The 20,381-nt window shown below is 37.4% G+C and carries 15 protein-coding genes; 12 read left to right on the top strand and 3 right to left on the bottom strand.

Going from position 1 to position 20,381, the window contains the following annotated elements:
- The first annotated feature begins 8 nt into the window (after window positions 1-8).
- From P177_RS04600 to P177_RS04620, 5 genes are all read left to right on the top strand, one after another.
- Window positions 9-1,766 (top strand): RagB/SusD family nutrient uptake outer membrane protein, encoded by a 1,758-nt coding sequence (locus tag P177_RS04600; protein ID WP_036152296.1) that lies wholly within the window; start codon window positions 9-11, stop codon window positions 1,764-1,766.
- Between the two features lie 92 nt (window positions 1,767-1,858).
- Window positions 1,859-3,661 (top strand): metallophosphoesterase, encoded by a 1,803-nt coding sequence (locus tag P177_RS04605; protein ID WP_051941712.1) that lies wholly within the window; start codon window positions 1,859-1,861, stop codon window positions 3,659-3,661.
- 175 nt (window positions 3,662-3,836) lie between these two features.
- On the top strand, window positions 3,837-5,111 hold the full coding sequence (locus P177_RS04610; RefSeq protein ID WP_051941713.1) for a DUF5690 family protein: 1,275 nt from the start codon (window positions 3,837-3,839) through the stop codon (window positions 5,109-5,111).
- Complete coding sequence (locus P177_RS04615; RefSeq protein WP_036152302.1) at window positions 5,098-6,255, top strand: TIGR03364 family FAD-dependent oxidoreductase; 1,158 nt, start codon at window positions 5,098-5,100, stop codon at window positions 6,253-6,255. Before P177_RS04610 ends, P177_RS04615 begins: the two co-directional genes overlap by 14 nt.
- Window position 6,256: 1 nt before the next feature.
- Window positions 6,257-6,940, top strand: coding sequence for a phosphonatase-like hydrolase (locus tag P177_RS04620; protein WP_036152305.1), 684 nt, complete (start codon window positions 6,257-6,259; stop codon window positions 6,938-6,940).
- Between the two features lie 64 nt (window positions 6,941-7,004).
- Here P177_RS04620 and P177_RS04625 read toward each other — a convergent pair whose 3' ends face one another.
- Entirely contained in the window at window positions 7,005-7,571 is a 567-nt protein-coding gene (locus tag P177_RS04625) for a helix-turn-helix domain-containing protein (RefSeq protein ID WP_051941936.1), read from the bottom strand.
- 258 nt (window positions 7,572-7,829) lie between these two features.
- Between P177_RS04625 and P177_RS04630 the strand changes: the two genes are divergently transcribed.
- From P177_RS04630 to P177_RS04655, 6 genes are read left to right on the top strand one after another with little or no spacing between them, the layout of a single operon-like run.
- A complete protein-coding gene (locus P177_RS04630) occupies window positions 7,830-11,009 on the top strand; it encodes a SusC/RagA family TonB-linked outer membrane protein (RefSeq protein ID WP_036152308.1) in 3,180 nt (1,059 codons plus the stop codon).
- 30 nt (window positions 11,010-11,039) lie between these two features.
- Entirely contained in the window at window positions 11,040-12,593 is a 1,554-nt protein-coding gene (locus P177_RS04635) for a SusD/RagB family nutrient-binding outer membrane lipoprotein (protein ID WP_036152312.1), read from the top strand.
- Window positions 12,556-14,250, top strand: a complete 1,695-nt coding sequence (locus P177_RS04640) for an alkaline phosphatase family protein (protein ID WP_167333095.1) — start codon at window positions 12,556-12,558, stop codon at window positions 14,248-14,250. The genes P177_RS04635 and P177_RS04640 overlap by 38 nt, the downstream gene beginning before the upstream one ends.
- 22 nt (window positions 14,251-14,272) lie before the next feature.
- A complete protein-coding gene (pbfA, locus tag P177_RS04645; protein WP_036152317.1) occupies window positions 14,273-15,631 on the top strand; it encodes a (R)-1-hydroxy-2-aminoethylphosphonate ammonia-lyase in 1,359 nt (452 codons plus the stop codon).
- 6 nt (window positions 15,632-15,637) lie between these two features.
- Entirely contained in the window at window positions 15,638-17,224 is a 1,587-nt protein-coding gene (locus tag P177_RS04650; protein WP_036152320.1) for a purple acid phosphatase family protein, read from the top strand.
- A gap of 7 nt (window positions 17,225-17,231) precedes the next feature.
- Window positions 17,232-18,317 carry a phosphoglyceromutase gene (locus P177_RS04655; RefSeq protein WP_036152322.1) on the top strand — a complete coding sequence of 362 codons (1,086 nt, stop codon included), beginning with the start codon at window positions 17,232-17,234 and terminating at the stop codon, window positions 18,315-18,317.
- A 188-nt stretch (window positions 18,318-18,505) separates the two neighbouring features.
- On the opposite strand, the gene P177_RS04660 is transcribed toward P177_RS04655, so the two are convergent.
- On the bottom strand, window positions 18,506-19,117 hold the full coding sequence (locus P177_RS04660) for an SIMPL domain-containing protein (protein WP_036152325.1): 612 nt from the start codon (window positions 19,115-19,117) through the stop codon (window positions 18,506-18,508).
- Between the two features lie 352 nt (window positions 19,118-19,469).
- Between P177_RS04660 and P177_RS04665 the strand changes: the two genes are divergently transcribed.
- The gene (locus tag P177_RS04665) at window positions 19,470-19,877 is read left to right on the top strand and encodes a response regulator (RefSeq protein WP_036152327.1); all 408 of its coding nucleotides are present in this window, start codon (window positions 19,470-19,472) and stop codon (window positions 19,875-19,877) included.
- Window positions 19,878-19,963: 86 nt separating this feature from the next.
- Here the strand turns inward: P177_RS04665 and P177_RS04670 are convergent, their stop codons facing one another.
- Complete coding sequence (locus P177_RS04670; protein WP_157486451.1) at window positions 19,964-20,344, bottom strand: hypothetical protein; 381 nt, start codon at window positions 20,342-20,344, stop codon at window positions 19,964-19,966.
- Window positions 20,345-20,381 lie beyond the last annotated feature (37 nt).

The raw sequence follows: 20,381 nt of genomic DNA on the forward strand, positions 1-20,381 counted from the left end.
CTATCAAAATGAAAAATAAACTAATTATATCGTCATTGTTTTTTGTCGCATTGTTGACATGGAGCTGTACGGATCTAGAAGAAGAATTATTAGATGAATCATTGACCGGTGCCCAGGCAGAAGTTATCAGCGGAGCTATTGCGCCTGCTTACGGTTATATTTCTTGGACTTGGAGGCATGTCAATTATTATGGTCTGCAGCTTATACCCTCAGATGAGGCAATACTACCATATAGAGGAGGAACAGATTGGTTTGATGGTGGTAAGTTCTTGGCGGCACATAGCCATAATTTTACCCCTACAAATGATTTGGTTGCCAGTGGTTGGAATGAGCTTACTACCAATATTTCCAGAACCTTGGCAGCAATTGAAGTACTAACTCCGTTAGCGGATGAAGGAGATGCAGAAGCTGCAGGGGCTTTGTATGAAATGAAAGCGTTAAGGGCTTATTTGAACATGTTGTTGTTAGACAGCTGGGGTATCGTTCTTAAAAAGGAATCATCTGAAGAACTTTCTGAGGTATTGAGAACCCAAGATGCCATTGATTATATAGAAAGTGAATTGTTGTCTGTTGTTGATGTAATCAATGATGACAAAGGACCTGGTAGAATGACACGTTCTGCCGTTTACGGTTTTTTGGCTAGATTAAATCTTAACGCTGCTGTATACCGTGATCCTTATGGCACACCTGATTTTACGCAAGCCGATATGGATGCAGTAATAACATATACCAGCAATATCATAGACTCTGGAAGTTTCTCTTTATCTCCGGAGTATTTTGAACTGTTCAATGATGAAAATCATTCAAATCCTGAGTTGATATTTGCCTTAGATCAACGTGGGGTATTGACAAGAGAGCATAGCCGTTGGGCATATTGGTCTATTGCAGGATCAATGTTTCCAAGACCGGAGTGGCCTAGTGCCGATGGTACTGACGGACCTGCCATTACTTCAGATTTTTATCAAACATGGGCAGATGCCTATGGCGATGTAGATCCTGCAGAAGCAGATGCTCGTTTCTATCAAAAAAACACCTTGGTGCCAGAGGTACAATTGGCAGACTTGGAAGGTCGTGAAAAACTGTTGGAGACAGAGAACGAAGATAGTTTTTACTGTGTGCAAGATGTTGCATTTGAAATGGACAGAGGTATTCTTCGCGGTATACAGTGGGGACCAAGAAAAGGTGATGATGGTCAGTTTCTAACCTGTGAAGACGGTACAGTTAAAATATTACCTGTAAGACAAGTAAAAGGAAATGGTCCTTCACGAGATATAGGGTATGTAGATCACACTTTAGAAATTGATTTCACTAATGAGGGGTCATTGCATAATACAGGATATAGAGTTTCTAAATATCAATTTAGCCGCACCTCACCAAACGGTAATGGTAATAGTAGTGTTGATTTGGTGTTGATGAGATTAGCTGAGGTATACTTAATGAGAGCGGAAGCTAAATTAAGAAATGGCGATACCGCTGGTGCTTTGGCAGATGTGAATATAGTAAGGACATCTAGAACGGCACGCCCAGAACAAACACCCGCTCCATTATCTTCTATAGATACGGATGACTTATTTCGTGAGCGTGGTTTTGAACTGTATTGGGAAGGGTTTAGGCGAGGAGATCAAATACGTTTTGGAAAGTATGAAGATAGCTGGACAGAAAAAACGGATACAGATGTAAATCATAGATTATTCCCTATACCACAAAGTGCCGTTGATGGTGCTTCTGGTATAGATGGTTTCTTGGATCAGAACCAAGGGTACTAAAAAGAAAACATGATTATTTAGATACGGCAAGAACTCATGTTCTTGCCGTTTTCTTTTCCTATATAATTGTTCTCATAATTAAATTTCAAAGTATGAAGCGTTTTATATCCTTTTTATTTGTTCTAATGATGCATTTGGTATGCAGTTCTCAAACTATAAAGAGTGAAGTTCAAATTGCCTTCATGGCCGATGTTCATTTCGCAGATGTATATCCTGAATTGAAAGATTTAAGTTCTGATGTATATACCGATACCGTGAATGGTAAAAATGTACTCATACGTTCCATGGAATCGCAATTGCATTCTACCCGATTGTTCAATGAAAATTATTTCGCTTTTCAAGCTGCATTAGATGATGCTGTTGAAAGAGGAATTAAAATCATTGCAATGCCTGGTGATTTTAGTGATGACGGTCAGCCAATGCATATTAAGGGGTTAAAAAAAATAATGAACCATTATGTTGACAAGTACAACGTGTCTTTCTTTATGGTAAATGGTAATCATGACCCTACAAGACCCTATGGTAAACAAGGCGGTGAGCGCGATTTTCTAGCTAACGATGGTCGACTACAGCCTATTATGAGTACCGATGGGTTATATACGTCAAGCTCTAATGGGGTAAAGCCTACAGTTATTTCTAAAGAAATTTCAGAATGGGGCTATAAAGAGATTTTAGAAGAGTTGGAAGACGATGGCTTTTTTCCACAAAAACATTACACGTATTGGGAAACACCTTTTTCTGCGTACACCTATGAACAATATACGTATGAAAAAGCAGTAATGGCATCTAAATTGGGTCAGAGAATTGTAATGAAGAATGAGCCCTTAAATACAATACCAGACGTAAGCTATTTAGTAGAGCCGGTCGAAGGTATTTGGCTTTTGGCAATAGATGCAAATGTGTATACACCAAAATCAAACGGTGACGGATTTAACGGTTCTGGAATAGGATATAATGAGGTATTGAAATATAAAAGATATTTACTGAAATGGACGGAAAAAGTAGTTGAAAATGCGAATCGTTTAGGTAAGACCTTAATTGCATTTAGTCATTACCCTATGGTAGATTTCAATGACGGGGCAACCGATGAAATGAAACAGTTATTCGGTGCCAAAAGTTTTCAAGCACATCGTGTACCTGATCAGGTGGTAGGTGAAATTTTTGCCGATATGGGATTAAAAGTGCACGTGGGTGGGCATATGCATTTAAACGATACAGGTGTCATAACTACCCCAAAAGGCAATACGTTAACGAATATTCAGACGCCTTCATTGGCTGCTTATGCGCCTGGCTATAAAATTATTACAGTAGGGAATTCAGATAGTTTAGAAGTGGAAACGATTGTGTTGGATTCGGTGACTTCTTTTAATTCTTTTTTTAAGAACTATAAAGTGGAGTATAATTTTTTAGCGGATAATTTTCCTGATAGATTATGGGATGATACCATTTTATCATCTACCAATTACAGAGAATTTACCAATACACATTTGCAAGAATTAGTAAGTTGGCGATTATTACCCACAGATTGGCCAGAACATATTAGAGAGTTATTAGTTGGCAAAACAGGATGGCAATTAGTAAAGCAAGTATATACTGAGCAACTATCTGAAAGGGAAATAGTAATAAAACTGAATGATAAGGATCTTGCTATAACTGATTTTGAAAATTGGACTGGGGAAGATTTGATCCTAGATTTTTATCGTTTTAGAAACGCCGATAAAATAGCTTTGAAAGATATTGACGCTACAAGATTGAAAGCATATCACTTCTTGTTTAATGCATTGCTTTCACAACCCAACCATGAAACAGTAGTTCCTCTGCAACAATTTGCACGAATTTTTCAAAAACAGATGAATGGGGAAGAGTCTGAGAACTTCAAAATCGATTTAAACTAGTTGAATACATTTCAACAATCTCCTCAATAAATCAGAGGTTTAACTTATTCTACCACTTTTTATAACCATCTAATAACATTAAAAAAGTTACTAATAGTAAATAAATATTGAATTTTGAAGTAAATATTTACTATTAGTAAACAAATGTTGCGTGTTTAAAATTTCTAAAATAAATATGAACGTACTTCTGAACGGAGCTTTTGCTTCATTCGGACTCTACTTTTGTATGTACGCTTTTAGAAAGCCTTTCTCGGTAGCAACATTCGATGGTCAACTTTTATTCGGTATCGATTATAAGATACTTCTCATTCTGGCTCAGGTAGTGGGGTATATGCTTTCAAAATTTATTGGTATTCGGGTAGTTTCAAGTTTAAAGGCACAGCATAGAGTAGCCTACCTTACGGGTATGATATTATTTGCAGAGCTGACACTTGTTTTATTCGGACTATTGCCAAAACCTTATAATTTTATCCTTTTTTTCTTCAACGGACTCTCTTTAGGGATGATTTGGGGAATTACCTTTTCTTATTTAGAAGGTAGAAAAATGACCGAAATTTTAAGTATTATTCTATGCTCAAGTTTTATTGTTTCTAGCGGGGCAGTGAAATCCGTCGGGTTATGGTTAATGACCACATACAGCATTTCAGAGTTTTGGATGCCGGCTGTAACCGGTGCAATCTTTTTACTTCCGTTTTTTATATGCCTGTATTTTTTAAAGAAATTACCACCGCCAACTACCGAAGATATTAGTCTTAGGAAAAAGAGAAAACCAATGTGTTCGGCAGACCGCAAGCAAGTGTTCAAAAGATTTTCTTTTCCAATTATAATTTTGGTGGTCTTTTATACCGCGCTTACGGCATTGCGAGATTTTAGGGATAATTTTTCTAGGGAATTATGGGACAGTGTAGGCTATGCCGGTGATGCTTCTATCTATACGTTGGCAGAACTTCCCATTGCATTTTTAGTCTTGCTGGTACTGGGGTTGTTTGGTTTGGTGAAAAATAATTTTAAGGCATTTATGGGCTTCCATTTCTTGTTGATATTGGCAAGTATACTTGTGGGTGTTTCTACCTTTTTATTTCAGCACGGAGCTATGTCTCCCGTATATTGGATGGTACTCATAGGTTTTGGGCTGTATGCCTGCTATGTCCCTTTCAACTGTATATTTTTCGATAGAATGATAGCAACATTTAAGATTAAAGGAAACGCTGGCTACCTTATTTATATTGCTGATTCTTTTGGCTATTTGGGTAGTATGGCTGTGTTGCTCTATAAAAACTTTGGACAACCCAACAGTTCATGGCTTCAGTTTTTTGTAAATGCTACCTACTGTATTGCATTTTTGGGCGTTGGTGTTTCCGTAGTGTCAATGTTCTATTTTCAAAAAAAATACAAGCAAGATAATTCTAGTTTCCATTTTAAAATACCTATGGTTAATGGCAGATATTGAGTATGATTTAGTTGTAGTTGGTGGTGGTGTATTAGGTACTTTTCATGCCTATCACGCTATGAAAAAAGGATTAAAAGTGGCTTTGCTCGAAAAAGATGCCATGCCCAAAGGGGCAACCGTTCGAAATTTTGGGCAGGTAGTACCATCTGGGATGAATACCAAATGGCAGCAGTACGGGCGTAAAAGTTTAAAGATTTATAAGAAGATTCACGCCAAATTCGATATTTCGGTACGTCAAGAAGGTTCTATTTATTTGGCTTCCAACGAGGAGGAAGTTCAGCTTATAGAAGAGTTAAAGGAAATTAATCGTGCCAATGATTACACCTCTATACTATTTACAAAGACGGAATGTCTTAGAAAATATCCCGGACTAAACGAACAATATGTAAAAGCGGGCTTATTTTTTCCGGAGGAAATTACCGTAGAACCCCGTACCATGATCGGTCGTGTACATAAATATTTAAAGAAAAAGGGTGTCAGTATTTTTTACAAAGCCAAAGTCATTGAATGCAACACTCTAAATAACGAGGTAAGTACACAATTGGCCAATGGTAGAATGCTGTTGTCTTCTAAGGTGATTGTCTGTAATGGCAGTGATTTTAAAACTTTGTATCCAGAGATGTTCGCTACCAGCGATTTAGAAATTTCTAAGTTGCAAATGATGAAGACGAAATCACAGGGTGATTATAAAATTAGTGGTTCTATTTTAACGGGACTGTCCATTAGAAGATATGAGGCTTTTGCAGAATGTCCGTCATATTTAAAAATCAAATCCAAAGAACCATTGGATAGCTTAGAAAAAAAATGGGGTATACACATTTTGTTTAAACAAGCTATGGATGGCGGTGTAATTCTGGGGGATTCTCACGAATATGCCGATGCGGATGATATGGATAACCTTGGTTTTGACCTTAATATGGAGATTGATAATCTAATGCTGTCAAAAGCTAAAGAAATTTTCAGCTTACCTACTTATGAAATAGAACAACGCTGGTTTGGTATGTATTCTCAATGTAAAAACGCCGATATTTATGAGCGTACCATTGATAGAAATATACATATCATAACCGGTATTGGCGGTAAGGGAATGACGGGCAGTGCCGGTTTTTCAAAACATAACATTCAACAAATTTTTAATATTTAGCATGCATACAATTAAATTGGCCGTATTTGATATGGCAGGTACCGTTGTCAATGAAGACAATGTAGTGTACAAAACATTACAAAAAGCTATTAATGAAAGAGGATTTCAAGTGACTTTGGATTTTGTTTTGGAACATGGTGCCGGTAAAGAAAAACACCAAGCTATAAAAGATATTATTACTGCAGATATAGGTAATGTAGATGCCACTATGCCCGCATCTATATTTGAAGATTTTAAAAAGCTGTTGGTTGATGCGTATAACAACCTGAACGTAACTAGTTATGAGGGAGTTGAGGAAATGTTGTATGCTTTAAAAGCTAACGGAATTAAAGTCGCCCTAAATACAGGTTATGATACCAATACCGCACAGTTATTATTAAATAAAATGAACTGGACTATTGGAAAAGAATACGATGTTTTAGTAACTGCAGATGACGTAGTTCTTGGTAGGCCTAATCCAGATATGATTGTTGAGGCCATGATGAAACTTAACGTGCAACAAGAAGAGTTAGTGTTAAAAGCAGGTGATTCCATTATTGATATAGAAGAAGGTAAAAATGCCAATTGCGGTGTAACTATTGGTGTAACGACAGGTGCTCATACGCGTGAACAATTGTTGAGCGCAAAGCCTACCTATGTTTTAGATAGTTTGACCGAATTAAAACAGTTGTTATTGCCATCATAAAGAATAAAATGAAAATAAAAAAAGCCACTGATTGTGGCTTTTTTTATTTGAATTCTGTGGTTAGCTATATAAAAAAATAGAGCACTAACATAGTTGCCGTGCTATTACTTCTATTCTCGGGTACATGGGCAATTCTGCCATCAAAAAAAATAGAATCCCCTTCTTTTATAAGTACTTCTTCTTCGTCTATTATGTAATAACATTCTCCCGAGAGCATGTATTTGAATTCGTAGGCATCGGTTTTCACCTTATCTCTTTTGGAATTTGGATGCACGTGTAGCAATACGGCTTCAAACCCCAGGCTATTCAGTTGTTTTCCGAAAATAAAGGAATACGAAAATCCTACGGCATCGTCTTCTTTTTCAATAAAAGTATTGTCCTCTTTTCGGGAAACAATAAAATTGGCACCGTTAGATTGTGGTAGCCCGCTAAAAAAATCGGTCACCTCTATATCCAAAGAGTTTATAATTTTTAAAAGCACGGGTAAAGATGGTATGGTTCTTCCGTTTTCAATTCTAGAAATGAGTCCGGCAGTGACCCCTGCACGCATGGCAATTTCACTAATAGTCAAATTTCCATTTTTGCGAATTTCCTTTATTCGTTTTCCTATTCCAATAAGGTAATCATCCATTGATAAGTGTTCTCCTACAAACATAATGAAAAATAAAATGTATTGGTTTTTGGTGGGTAGTATGGCTGTTATCACCCATGATAAAGGGGCTTAACATAAATCTTACATTTTGCATATTTGTAAATAATGTTTAACTAACCTTAAGGTAATCTTAGCCTCGCAATGGTTGCAATTGCTTAATATGTATAACGCAATACATTGAATTTTCATTTAGATATTTGCTGAACTAACAAACCAAAGTTTACAAATACGAACAAAATGAAAAAAACATTATTAATTACAATGCTTGTTTTCTTAGCAAGTTTTGTAGCACATGCCCAAACTGTATTTACGGGTACTGTGTTAGATGAAAACCAAGTTCCTTTACCTGGTGCAACCGTGGTAGTGAAAGGAACAACGAACGGAGTTGCTACAGATTTTGATGGTAACTTCAGTATTGAACTAAACAGTTCAGATGACATTTTAGTGGTATCTTATATCGGGTACATTAAGCAGGAGTTTGAAACTGCGAACAAGCTTACGGGTACTATATCCCTACAGCCAGATTCACAGCAATTAGATGAGGTTGTGGTAACGGCATTAGGTATTGAAAGGGAAAAGAAGTCTTTAGGGTATGCTTCACAAGAACTGGATAACGATGAAGTTGTTCAGGCAAGAGAACCGAACCTTTTGAACAGTATGTCAGGTAAAGTTGCCGGTTTGCAAATTACCAACAGCCCTACAGGTTTGGGTGGTTCTGCCCGAGTTTCTATACGTGGCGATGCTTCTTTGAACATTAATGGTAACTCGCCATTATTTATTGTAGATGGTACACCTATTAGTAATGAAATTGTAGGTTCTAGCGGATCGGGTACGCAAAGTGTAGATTATGGTAATGGTGCTGCAGAAATCAATCCGCAGGATATTGAATCGATCAACGTATTAAAAGGTCCGGCTGCTGCCGCACTTTACGGGTCAAGAGCTGCGAATGGTGCAATTATTATTACGACCAAGAAAGGAACATCTCAAAGCAGTAAATTGGGGGTATCCTTTAATACCGGTATTACCATTGAAAATGTATTGATGTTACCAGATTGGCAAAATGAATATGGCCAAGGTAACAATCAACAGTTCTCTTTTGTTGACGGTAGCGGTTCTGGTATTGCAGATGGTGTTGATGAAAGTTGGGGACCTCGTTTAGATACCGGACTCATGATCGCACAATTTGATTCGCCTAGAACAGACGGTACTCGTGGTGGCGATACTTTTGTTAGTGATGCCGATATAATTACAACGCCATGGGTTTCTCAACCGGATAATACTAGAGATTTCTTTGAAACGGGAATCACAAAGACCAACAGCATCGCTATCTCTAAAAGTGGCGAAATGGGGAACATGCGTTTGTCTTTTCAGAATTTAGATCAGGAAGGTACATTACCGAATACGGATTTAAAGAGAAATACTTTAAGCTTTTCTGGTACCATGAACGTATCGGATAAGGTTAAGGTAAATGCCAATATGAACTATGTTAAAACTGACAGTGACAACAGACCTGCGGTTGGTTATGGTACAGAAAGTATTATGTACTTGTTTATCTGGTACGGTCGTCAATTGAATACTAACAATTTGAGAGATTATTGGCAGCCTGGTTTAGAGGGTACGCAGCAGTTCAACTATAACTACAACTACCACGATAACCCTTACTTTACCATGTATGAGAATACAAATGCGCAAGACAAGGATCGTATGTTCGGTAATGTGAGCCTTACCTATGACATCAGCGAAAACTGGAAATTATTATTACGTAGTGGTCGCGATTTCTATAGAGATTTTAGAGTTCGTAAAAGAGCGTTTAGCACACAGCGTTTTCCATTTGGTACATACCAAGAGGATAATATTTTCTTCGAAGAAAGTAACTCAGATTTCTTATTGAGTTATGATAAGGATTTTGGTGAAAAATTCAATTTAAATGTTTCTGCAGGTGGAAACCAATTGCGCCAAAAGCAAGATTTCACTAAAAGTGTTGCACCACAATTAATTAATCCTGGGGTGTATTCTTTTAACAATAGTAGACAGGCGGTACAGGTAAGTTCTAACAATAGCGAAAAGCGCATCAACAGTTTATATGGGTATGCACGTTTTAGTTATGACAATGTATTGTTTATGGATGTTACCGGTAGAAATGACTGGTCTAGTACATTGCCAGAGGGGAACAACTCTTATTTCTACCCATCGGTAACATTAAGTGGTATTGCCAGTGATATGTTTAATATGCCAGATTGGGTAACGTTTGCGAAAGTAAGGGCTGCTTATGCTGAAGTGGGTAATGATACCGATGCATATAGATTACGTAGCTTCTATCAAAATGAGACTGCTTTTGATAGTTCTACACCTATATTGACGGAATCATCGTTGATACCGAATGCTGATTTGAAACCTGAGATTACGGGTTCTTATGAATTTGGTTTAGATCTACGCTTTTTACAAAGCAGAATTAACTTAGACCTTACGTATTATGACAGTTCTACTAAAAACCAAATTATCAATATTAGTACTGATATCGCTAGTGGTTACAGTAGTCAATTGATCAATGCAGGTGAGGTTCGTAACTACGGTTTTGAAGCTATTGCGAACTTTGTTCCGGTACTTACAGATAACTTTAAATGGAGCTCTACTTTCAATTTTGCGAGCAATAAAAGTGAAGTGACCGATTTAGGTGATGATATTCAATTTACGTTGACCGAAGCGAACGGGGCATTTATTCAAGCTCGTGAAGGTGGTTCTATCAGTGCGATATACGGTAGAGGTTTTCAAAGGGTAGAAGATGAGAACAGTGAGTACTTTGGTCAAATGATCATCAATAATCAAGGTATTCCTGAGCGTACCGATGATTTGGTATACCAGGGTGATTATGCGCCAGATTTCACACTGGGAATGCAGAATACATTCAAGTATAAGAATGTTGACCTAGGATTTTTGATCGATACCAGACAAGGTGGTATCGTAGTTTCTAGAACAAAAACCATTGGTAGTACTTCTGGTCAATTGCAAGAAACATTGGAAGGTAGAGAAACAGGAATCGTTGCAGAAGGGGTAGTAAATACTGGTACAGCCGAGAGTCCTAATTATGTGCCAAATACCGTAAATGTAGATGCTAGAACATATAACAATAGATACTATGAAAGGGATAATGTTGAAGCGGCAAAGTATGATGCTTCTTACACTAAACTACGTGAGGTTTCTTTAGGGTATTCTTTCCCACAGAAAATGATCAACCAATTGCCAATTACCAATGCAAGAATTTCTGTAACAGGTAGAAACTTGATTTTATGGACAGATAACCCTCATTTCGATCCTGAAACAGTTGGGGTGTCGGGTGGTACGCTACAACCGGGTATTGAGAATATGTCTTACCCAAGCTCACGTTCGTTTACCTTCAATTTACAGGTTAATTTCTAAGAGTAGAAGAAACTATTAAATAAAGAAATCATGAAAAAAACACTATTATTTATATGTTCTCTGGTACTGGCAATTAGCTGTACCGAAGATTTTGAAACGATTAATATTAATCCTAATTACCCTGCTTCTGCAGAGCCAGGTCTATTATTGCCAGGTGTACAAAGAGAGATGGCCTATAACTGGGGTGGTCAAGGTTGGGAAGAAGGTTTTACCGTAGTACAATATGGCGCAAGACTGCAGTTTACCAGTGGTGATACCTATAACTGGTCTCCTTCCGGTGATCCTTATGATAACGCTTATGCATCTTTAAGGGATGTGGAAAATATTATTAGGGATACCGAAGCTAACGAAGATGCCCAGAATTATTACGGTGTTGCCTTGGTGATGAAATCTTGGATCTATTCTTATGTTACCGATGCTTACGGAGATGTGCCTTACTCAGAAGCTACCATGGGTATTGAGAATGGTAATGTTACTCCTGCTTTTGATGCTCAAAGTGCTATATATGCCGGTATTTTGGAAGATTTGGAAACAGCGAATACGGTTTTAACAGATGCCGATAATATCTCTGGAGATATTTTTTACGATGGCGATATTGAAAAATGGAGAAAATTTGCCAATTCGTTAAGATTGCGTTTGTTAATGAGAATCAGTGATGTGGATAATGCAACCGCAGTTGCTGGTATGACTCAAATTACGAGTAACCCAACTGCATACCCTATTTTTGAGAGTAATGAGGACATGACTTTCGTGGCATGGAATTCAGATAATCCTCAGCCAAAATATGACACACGTAGTGGTAGTTTTGATGAGGTTCGTTTAAGCCAAACCTTAGAAACTCGCTTAAAAGATTTGAACGATAACAGATTGTATGTTTTCGCGCAGCCTACTACAGCTTCTGAGAAGGGAATTTTCTCTGAAGATTTTGATGATTACGTTGGTATGCCTAACGGATTGGATGATGAGGCTGCATTAGGCTATAGTCCGTCTGGAAACCCAGATGAGTCCGGATCTAATTTCATTTCCAGGTTGGGTATTTTGTTAGGCTGTAGAGCATGTAACCCAGAAGAAGCTTCTGCTACCGCTTCACAGACCATCATTATGAGCTATTCTGAATTACAGTTTATTTTGGCGGAAGCGGCAGAAAGAGGATTTATTTCTTCTGGTAATGCGGCAACGTATTATGAAAACGGAATTAGAGCTTCTTTTGAGTACTACACAGAAAGAGTTGCCGCTGGCGGATGGTCAGATATTGCCAATGCCATGCAGGCTACAGATTTAGATGGGTATGTAGCTCAGGCTGATGTTGCACTTACTGGTGCAACGGATGATAACTTGGCTAAAATTGCCCTTCAAAAATGGATCTCTCTTTTCTATACAGGTTTTGAAGGATGGTCAGATTGGAGAAGAACGGGTATGCCAGAGGTAATTCCTGGTCCTGATGCCGTGAACGATGGTATGGTACCGGTTCGTTTTCAATATCCTAATTCTGTAAAATCTACGAACAGCGAAAACTACAATGCCGCTGTACAAAGTATGGGTGCAGATGATATTAATACCAAACTTTGGTGGGATGTTGATTAAGCATAGGGTTAACAAATACACTTCAATTATTGCACTGACCATAGGGATGACCTCCCTATGGTCTTGTGATTATGACAAGTTGGATAATATGGGTGCGGAAAATACCCACGTTGTGGTCATCGGTTTTGATGGATTGAGCCCAGACGGACTCCAGAATGCAGATACGCCTACTTTCGATAAACTAATGCAAGAAGGTGCATCTACCATGCATGCTAGGGCGGTATTGCCAACAAGTTCTAGTACCAATTGGGCTTCTATGATTATGGGTGCAGGACCAGAGCAACACGGTATTACTTCCAATTCATGGGAGAAGGATAATTTAGTTTTACCGGCAGTTACGCAGAGCGAGCCGTTTTTATTTCCTAGTATTTTTCATTTGATACGTGAACAACGAAAATCGGAGAAAATCGGAGCCATTTATCATTGGGGCGGTTTTGGTCGCTTATTTGAAAAAAGTGCCGTTGATTTTGATGAAAATCCGGCTACGGAAGAAGAGACTGCCGTGAATGCGAGTAGTTATATTAAAGTAGAACAACCGTTATTTACGTTTATTCATTTTGACCATATTGACCACGCAGGTCATGAGTTTGGGCATGGTACAAAAGAGTATTATACATCTGTTGAAAAGGGAGATTCATTATTGGCTGAGATTATGAAAGCAATAGCGGAATCTGATATGGCAGATAATACCATGGTCATCATTAGTTCCGATCACGGGGGTACAGGAAAAGGTCACGGTGGTGAATCTTTAGATGAGGTTGAAATTCCTTTTATTCTTTGGGGAAAGGGTATTAAAAAGGAATACCAAATTAAATACCCGGTATATCAATATGATAATGCAGCAACCGTTGCTCATGCCTTGAATATAAAAACACCGCGTGCTTGGATTGGAAGACCTGTACTTGAGGCATTTGAGGGTGAAACAATAGAAGATGATTATCCTGTTCTGGTACAATTGAAAAAACCGGAATTGTCTAATCCGCCAAAAGGCTATGCTGCTGAAGGCGGATTGTATAATGATTCCGCAGAACTAATTTTAAAGAATCCGAATGCCAAGGGTGAAATAAAGTACACATTAGATGGTAGTATGCCAAAACCTGATGCTGATACCTTCAAGGCAACAAAGTTGCTTAAAGAAAATACAGTGGTAAAAAGCGCTGTTTTTGTAGATGGAAAATTAAGTAGTGCGGTTAGTGAAGCCTATTTCAGAATAAAACCAAATACACTTCAAGCACCTATTTCTTATGAGGTTTTTCATTTGAATAACCTGTCGTTTATTCCATCCATCGGCAATAGAAAACCAGATGCTACAGGTGCCGTATTCGAATTTTCATCGGAAGAGGTACGTCAACATATTCAATCAAATACGCTGTTCCGCTTTAAAAGTATACTTGAAATACCTGCGGATGGCAATTATAATTTTGCCATAAGATCAGATGATGGTAGTCAGTTATTTATTGATGGTGATTTGGTGGTAGATAACGATGGTGACCACGGCGTAAGAACAAAAAACGGAAGCATTGAACTTGAAAAAGGGAAGCATACCGTTGAGGTACTTTGGTTTAATGGCGGAGGTGACGGTTGGTTAGATGTGTATGTGAAAAGTGATGAAATGTCCAATCAGATATTGTCGACCAATCTCTTAGGAAAGAATTAGAAGCATACAACATTCTACCCTTATGAAGCGAGAACAAGATAAACTACTGAACAAGCGTACCGAAGGCGATATTAATCTGACGGCAGGGAGGAAAGAATGGCATGAAACCATTACCGATCCTAAAACCTTAAAGCTTTTGGAAAAAGATGCGCGTTACTTTTTTCATCAAGCATTATCTACTCCGTGCTTAGATGTGCTCGGTGATTGTAACGGCGCGCATATAGAAAATATATCTGGTAAGCGATATCTTGATTTTCATGGTAACAATGTGCATCAATTAGGGTTTTCGCATCCTAAATTGGTAAAGCGTTTAACCGAGCAATTACAGGGCTTATCTTTTTCTACCCGAAGATATACGAACGAGCCTGCTATAAAATTTGCAGAGAAGCTCGCCTCCTTACTTCCTTCAGATTTAAATCGGGTATTAATGACCCCAAATGGTAGTTCGGCAATCGGGATTGCCCTAAAACTGGCACGAGCCATTACGGGCAAGTTTAAAGTGGTCTCTTTCTGGGATTCTTTTCATGGCGCTTCTTTAGATGCGATCAGTGTTGGTGGGGAAGCTGTTTTTAGGGAGTATATGGGTCCCATGATGCCGGGTGTTGAACGCATTCCGCCACCAGTAACCTATCGTGGAATTTTTGAAGGTAATGAAGCCAAATGTTTGCAGTATTTAGAATATGTTTTCGCCAAAGAAGGTGATATTGGAGCCTTTGTTGCCGAAACCGTCAGAAATACCGATGTGCAATTACCTTCGGTGGAATTTTGGCAAGAGGCACGTACTTTATGCGATAAATACGGAGTGGTACTTATTTTAGATGAAATTCCCATCGCCTTGGGTAGAACAGGTAAAATGTTCGCTTTTGAGCATTATGACATTGAACCAGATATTCTTTGTTTGGGCAAAGGATTGGGCGGCGGAATTTTTCCTCAGGCATGTATCGTTACCAGAGATAGGTATAACACATTCCCAGATATTTCATTGGGTCATTATACCCATGAGAAAAGTCCGTTAGGTGCCATGGCAGCTTTAACTACCTTAGAAATTATTGAGGACGAAAAAATCTTGCATAAGGTTGCCGGTGACTCGCTTAACATGTGTACATCAATGACCATATTAAAAGAAAAGTATGAACTGATCGGTGACATACGTGGTCGAGGTCTACTGTGGGGTGTTGAATTGGTTACCGATAGGGAAACAAAAGAAAAGGCGGTGCAGCAAGCAGAACAGGTAATGTACGAATGCCTTAAAAACGGATTGAGTTTTAAGGTGTCTGCCGGCAACGTACTACAGTTGGCGCCAGCTTTGACCATCTCAAGAAAAGAATTAAAAGAAGCTTTACTAATTTTAGAAAATGCACTGGATAGTGTGAGTAAATAGATACGTATGAAAACAATAAAATTTAATGTGATGGTTGCCCTTTTGTGGGGAGCTGTAATGTATGCCCAAGAAAAGGCAACTTTTTTAGTTCAGCCTTATTTGCAAGATGCGAACCCTACCGAAATTACCATTATGTGGGAGACATCGTTAGGTGAAGAAAGTGTTGTGGAATATGGCACTTCGCCAAAATTAGGAAAAAGAGCAAACGGAATTGCCAATGATATCAACTTTAATGAATCTCGCGTTCATGAAGTGCACCTAACCGGACTCAAAAGGTTTACTACGTATTATTATCAGGTAAAGACTGGTAAGCTGGTATCCAATATTTTTCAGTTTAAAACTCCTCCATTTGCCAGTGATAACGAATCGTTCAACTTTTTGGCGATGAGCGATATGCAAATAGATCATCAGAATCCAGATAAGTTCAGTGAAATAGTAAATAAAGGAGTGCTTCCTTTTTTAAAGTCGGAATATGGAAATGACGTGCCAGATGATTTGGCCATGGTATTGATTCCCGGAGATTTGGTGGAAAACGGAGCAAAATATGAGCAATGGCAGAATGACTTCTTTGAGCCCGCGCAAAACCTATTTGCTGAAGTGCCGGTGTATCCTGTATTGGGAAATCATGAACGAAACTCCAACTATTATTTCAAGTATTTCAGTCTACCAAAGAACGGTACGCCTGCATATGCAGAACATTGGTGGTATAAAGATTATGGCAATACGAGAATCATCGGGCTAAATTCTAATGAAGGTTATCGTGATAGCAGAGAACAATTTGCATGGTTAAAATCCTTACTCGAAGAGACGGCAAAGAATGAGGAAATCGATTTTGTATTCGCCCAGCTACATCATCCACATAAATCAGAATTATGGATTCCTGGTGAAGAAGAATCCTCAGGTAAAGTGGTAAAAATGTTAGAAGAGTTCACAACCGAAACCGGTAAACCCAGTTTGCACTTTTTTGGTCATACGCATGGGTATTCTAGAGGTCAATCAAAAGATCATAAACACTTATGGATAAATGTTGCCACTGCAGGTGGCGCTATTGATAATTGGGGGGAATTTGAAGGCAGGGATTATGATGAATTCAGTGTAACCCAAGATGAATATGGTTTTGTTATGGTTGAGGTAGATGGTAACAAAGACAATCCTAAATTTACGATCAAAAGAATTAGCCGTGGTAATGAGCATGTGTTCAGGGAAAATGAAAAGACCGATGAAATTACCATTTACGCAAACGAGCATAAACCGGAAACACCAACGGTGGTTTCACCTAAAGATGAAATTGCATTTACGGGCGATATGTTAAAGGCGCAACCGTTCAATAGTTCATTAGTTAATGCCTATCATGCAGCATCTCACTGGCAAATATCCACAAAAAAAGATTTTGGTACATTGGTGTTGGATAGCTGGAAACAGTCTGAAAACTGGTATTACTTAGAAAACCGTCAAAAAGGAGATGATTTGACCGATGAACCTACCAGAAGATTGCAACCAAATACCAATTACTTTTGGCGCGTACGTTATCGTGATCAACATCTAAATTGGAGTGATTGGTCGCAAATACAGGTATTTAAAACCAAAAACTAAACTACTGATGAAACTATTTGTAAATACCCTTTTAGTACTAGTATTTTTTGCTTCGACCCAAGTTATAGCTCAAGAAGATAAACAGCCTAATGTGTTTTTAATTACTTTGGATGGTGTACGTTGGCAAGATGTTTTTACGGGCATTGATATGAACTTGTTAAATAGCGATTACACCCAAAATAAAGAGTTGCTTACTGAAAAATTCCTTGGACAATCTGAAGAGGAAAATAGAAAAATGTTGATGCCATTTTTTTGGAATACCATTGCAGAAAAAGGGCAACTGTATGGAAATAGAAATAAAGGTAGTAATGTAGATCTTACGAATAAAATGTTGTTCTCATATCCGGGCTATAATGAAATATTAACGGGTAAGGCAGACGATGCAAACATAGATAGTAACGATAAAAATTATAATAAGAACGTAACGGTTTTAGAATTGGCAAACAGCCAAGATGAATATAAGGACAAAGTAGCAGCCTTCGCTAGTTGGGATGTTTTTCCGTTCATCATAAATGATAAAAGAAGTGGGGTACCGGTTAATGCCGGTTATATGGATGCTGTTGGAGAATTGAATGAAAAAGAGAAATTTTTGAATGAAATACAGCGTCAGGCACCGATTGTTTGGGAAAGTGTTCGCTTAGATGTTTTTACACATCACTTTGCGAAGGAGTATGTTAAAAAGAATCATCCGAAACTGGTATATATTTCCTATGGTGAAACCGATGATTTTGCACATGGAGGACAATTTGATTTCTACATGAAATCTTTACAAAATACAGATGCGTTGATTTCCGATTTATGGAGCTATGTACAGAACGATGATTTTTATAAAGACAATACTTATTTTATAATTACCACAGATCACGGTAGGGGAGAAGGTGCGCAAGAAGATTCAAAATGGACAAGTCACGGTACAGATGTAAAAGGAGCCGAGCACACTTGGATCGCTATTTTGGGACCAAATGTAAATCCTGTTGGTGAAGTGAGCAATGGTCAACTATTTGCAGATCAGATAGCACCAACGGTAGTTAAAATCCTAAGCTTAAAATCGGATGATAAGTCAATGTCGGCAAAGCCCATAAACTTAAAATAACATTGACAATTTCTTTAAATAAAAGATAGTGTTAATCGCCATTTTTACGGTGAGTTTAGAATAATTTAGAGTTGTTAAAAAGCCAATGCCAATTAATTTTGGTGTTGGTTTTTTTGTAACTAATTAAAAATTAAAAGGGCGGTTATATTTTTAATAACAGCCCTTTTAATAATTAAGAGATAAAGCTTCTAATTCATGTGGTATTCAACGTTGACCGTTAGTTGTTCTTGGTAGTCTGCATAAAAACTTGTCCAATCATCATTATAATTAGAACTACTGCTAATAGCTTTAATTTCACCTAAATTGGTGTGTATGGTTTTACATAGTTCAGTAGCATACGTTTGTGCATTTTCCAATGCAGCGTTTATTGCCATTTTATTATTCCCTGACGATACTATTTGTTTTACTTGAAATTGTAGTTGTACGCCTAATAAATTAGTTTTTAATAATTTCATGGCTAACTCTTTAGAGTCGGTCTCATAGTATAAGATAGTACCATCTCGTTGATATCCTAAAGAAAAATATTCCATTTCTTTTTCTTGAAAGATAGCCGTGTCAATATTTAAATCTTTCAGTTCTTGAAAGTATTGTTTTTTTAACTGTTCTAGGTTTTCTACTCTGGTGTCTGCATAATATACTTGATCCATACTTAGTGTGGCTTTAACACGGTATTTTACAATTGTTTTTTCTAAAGGGGCACTGGCAGTAACAGTTACGGTTTTTGCATTTGTGTTGATCTGTGCTTGCATAGCGGTAATTCCAAAAAGGGTCAATAATAGGATGTAGCTAATTTTTCTCATTTGTGTTTGTGATTTTAAAAGTTTGATTTGTAATTATTAATTGTTAGGAAGCATATTGTCAGTTGTTTATGTGACAAGTAAGGCTTAAGTTTTGAGGGGCATAAATTTTTACATAATTCTTATTTGAGCATCTATTTTTTTATTTTTTAATAGGTTATAAAGCGTTTTGAAGTTGTATTATGAAAGTTCTACTGTATATTTTATGGAATCTCTAGTCAAATTCTTTGATATTCCTATTATGTATTGCATTTTGTATGTAAATCATTAGTTATTTTCAAAATATATTTGTAAGTTAAATCCTGTTAATTTTTTATAATCAAAATTCCCTTGGAATTAACAAATGTAATTAGCTATGAAAATAGATACAGTTTGTATTATAGATGACGACCCTATTTGCGTATATGGTACTAAAATACTTTTGAATCATAATAATTTTATGAGTGCTGATATTCTTGTTTATGAGGATGGAGATGAAGCGCTAACTAATTTAACCGCCCAATTGAACAAAGGGCAGCAAATGCCAGATGTTATATTACTGGATCTTAACATGCCCATAATGGATGGCTGGGGTTTTTTGGATGAATTTTCAAAATTACCACTAAAGAACAAACCTCAAGTGTATATTGTTAGTTCTATGTACGGCGAAAATGAAATGAAAAGGGCAAAAGATTATGAGTTGGTTCGTGATTTTATCACAAAACCATTGATCTCAAAAAATTTGAATGACATTCTTACTATGAGTAAAATTTCAATAACATGAATCTTAATTAGCGAATATTAAATTAGAAGACTTTGGTTAGTGTTTTAAAATAGGTTGATCTATTACATAGGTCAGCCTATTTTTATTTAACCTAGCTCTTCGAGAATGTATTTAATATTGACCACATTTGCCTTGTGATAGCTTACCAGTCTATTAAAAGACATCATATAACCTAAACCGTCCAATGCTTTGTTATCTGTTTTCTTCAGGCAGATTTCTTGTAGGTTCTCAATGATTTCGTTCACTATAGAGTCTACTGTGTTGCCCGGGTTTACTTCTAACGACCGCAATGTTTTGGCTACCAATTCTTCATTTTTAGTATTGGCGTTTATGTAGTCTTTAATGGCTTGTTGTCTATGCCCATCTAAAAAGCTAATGTCACAATTGTTGAAATAATGGTTTACCTGCTTGTTTATGGCATACAGGTTACTTAATTCTTTTCCCAATAATTCTTGCTTGTCCATCATTTTTAAATTTATAGTTTCATCATAATATAGTTTTTAA

It is taken from the genome of Maribacter forsetii DSM 18668 (assembly GCF_000744105.1).
Taxonomy (GTDB): domain Bacteria; phylum Bacteroidota; class Bacteroidia; order Flavobacteriales; family Flavobacteriaceae; genus Maribacter; species Maribacter forsetii.

Excerpts from the sequence above, each read along its gene's own strand:
- P177_RS04600 (WP_036152296.1), top strand. The coding sequence starts at position 9 with ATGAAAAATAAACTAATTATATCGTCATTGTTTTTTGTCGCATTGTTG.
- P177_RS04605 (WP_051941712.1), top strand. The coding sequence starts at position 1,859 with ATGAAGCGTTTTATATCCTTTTTATTTGTTCTAATGATGCATTTGGTA.
- P177_RS04610 (WP_051941713.1), top strand. The coding sequence starts at position 3,837 with ATGAACGTACTTCTGAACGGAGCTTTTGCTTCATTCGGACTCTACTTT.
- P177_RS04615 (WP_036152302.1), top strand. The coding sequence starts at position 5,098 with ATGGCAGATATTGAGTATGATTTAGTTGTAGTTGGTGGTGGTGTATTA.
- P177_RS04620 (WP_036152305.1), top strand. The coding sequence starts at position 6,257 with ATGCATACAATTAAATTGGCCGTATTTGATATGGCAGGTACCGTTGTC.
- P177_RS04625 (WP_051941936.1), bottom strand. The coding sequence starts at position 7,571 with ATGGATGATTACCTTATTGGAATAGGAAAACGAATAAAGGAAATTCGC.
- P177_RS04630 (WP_036152308.1), top strand. The coding sequence starts at position 7,830 with ATGAAAAAAACATTATTAATTACAATGCTTGTTTTCTTAGCAAGTTTT.
- P177_RS04635 (WP_036152312.1), top strand. The coding sequence starts at position 11,040 with ATGAAAAAAACACTATTATTTATATGTTCTCTGGTACTGGCAATTAGC.
- P177_RS04640 (WP_167333095.1), top strand. The coding sequence starts at position 12,556 with ATGATATTAATACCAAACTTTGGTGGGATGTTGATTAAGCATAGGGTT.
- pbfA (WP_036152317.1), top strand. The coding sequence starts at position 14,273 with ATGAAGCGAGAACAAGATAAACTACTGAACAAGCGTACCGAAGGCGAT.
- P177_RS04650 (WP_036152320.1), top strand. The coding sequence starts at position 15,638 with ATGAAAACAATAAAATTTAATGTGATGGTTGCCCTTTTGTGGGGAGCT.
- P177_RS04655 (WP_036152322.1), top strand. The coding sequence starts at position 17,232 with ATGAAACTATTTGTAAATACCCTTTTAGTACTAGTATTTTTTGCTTCG.
- P177_RS04660 (WP_036152325.1), bottom strand. The coding sequence starts at position 19,117 with ATGAGAAAAATTAGCTACATCCTATTATTGACCCTTTTTGGAATTACC.
- P177_RS04665 (WP_036152327.1), top strand. The coding sequence starts at position 19,470 with ATGAAAATAGATACAGTTTGTATTATAGATGACGACCCTATTTGCGTA.
- P177_RS04670 (WP_157486451.1), bottom strand. The coding sequence starts at position 20,344 with ATGATGGACAAGCAAGAATTATTGGGAAAAGAATTAAGTAACCTGTAT.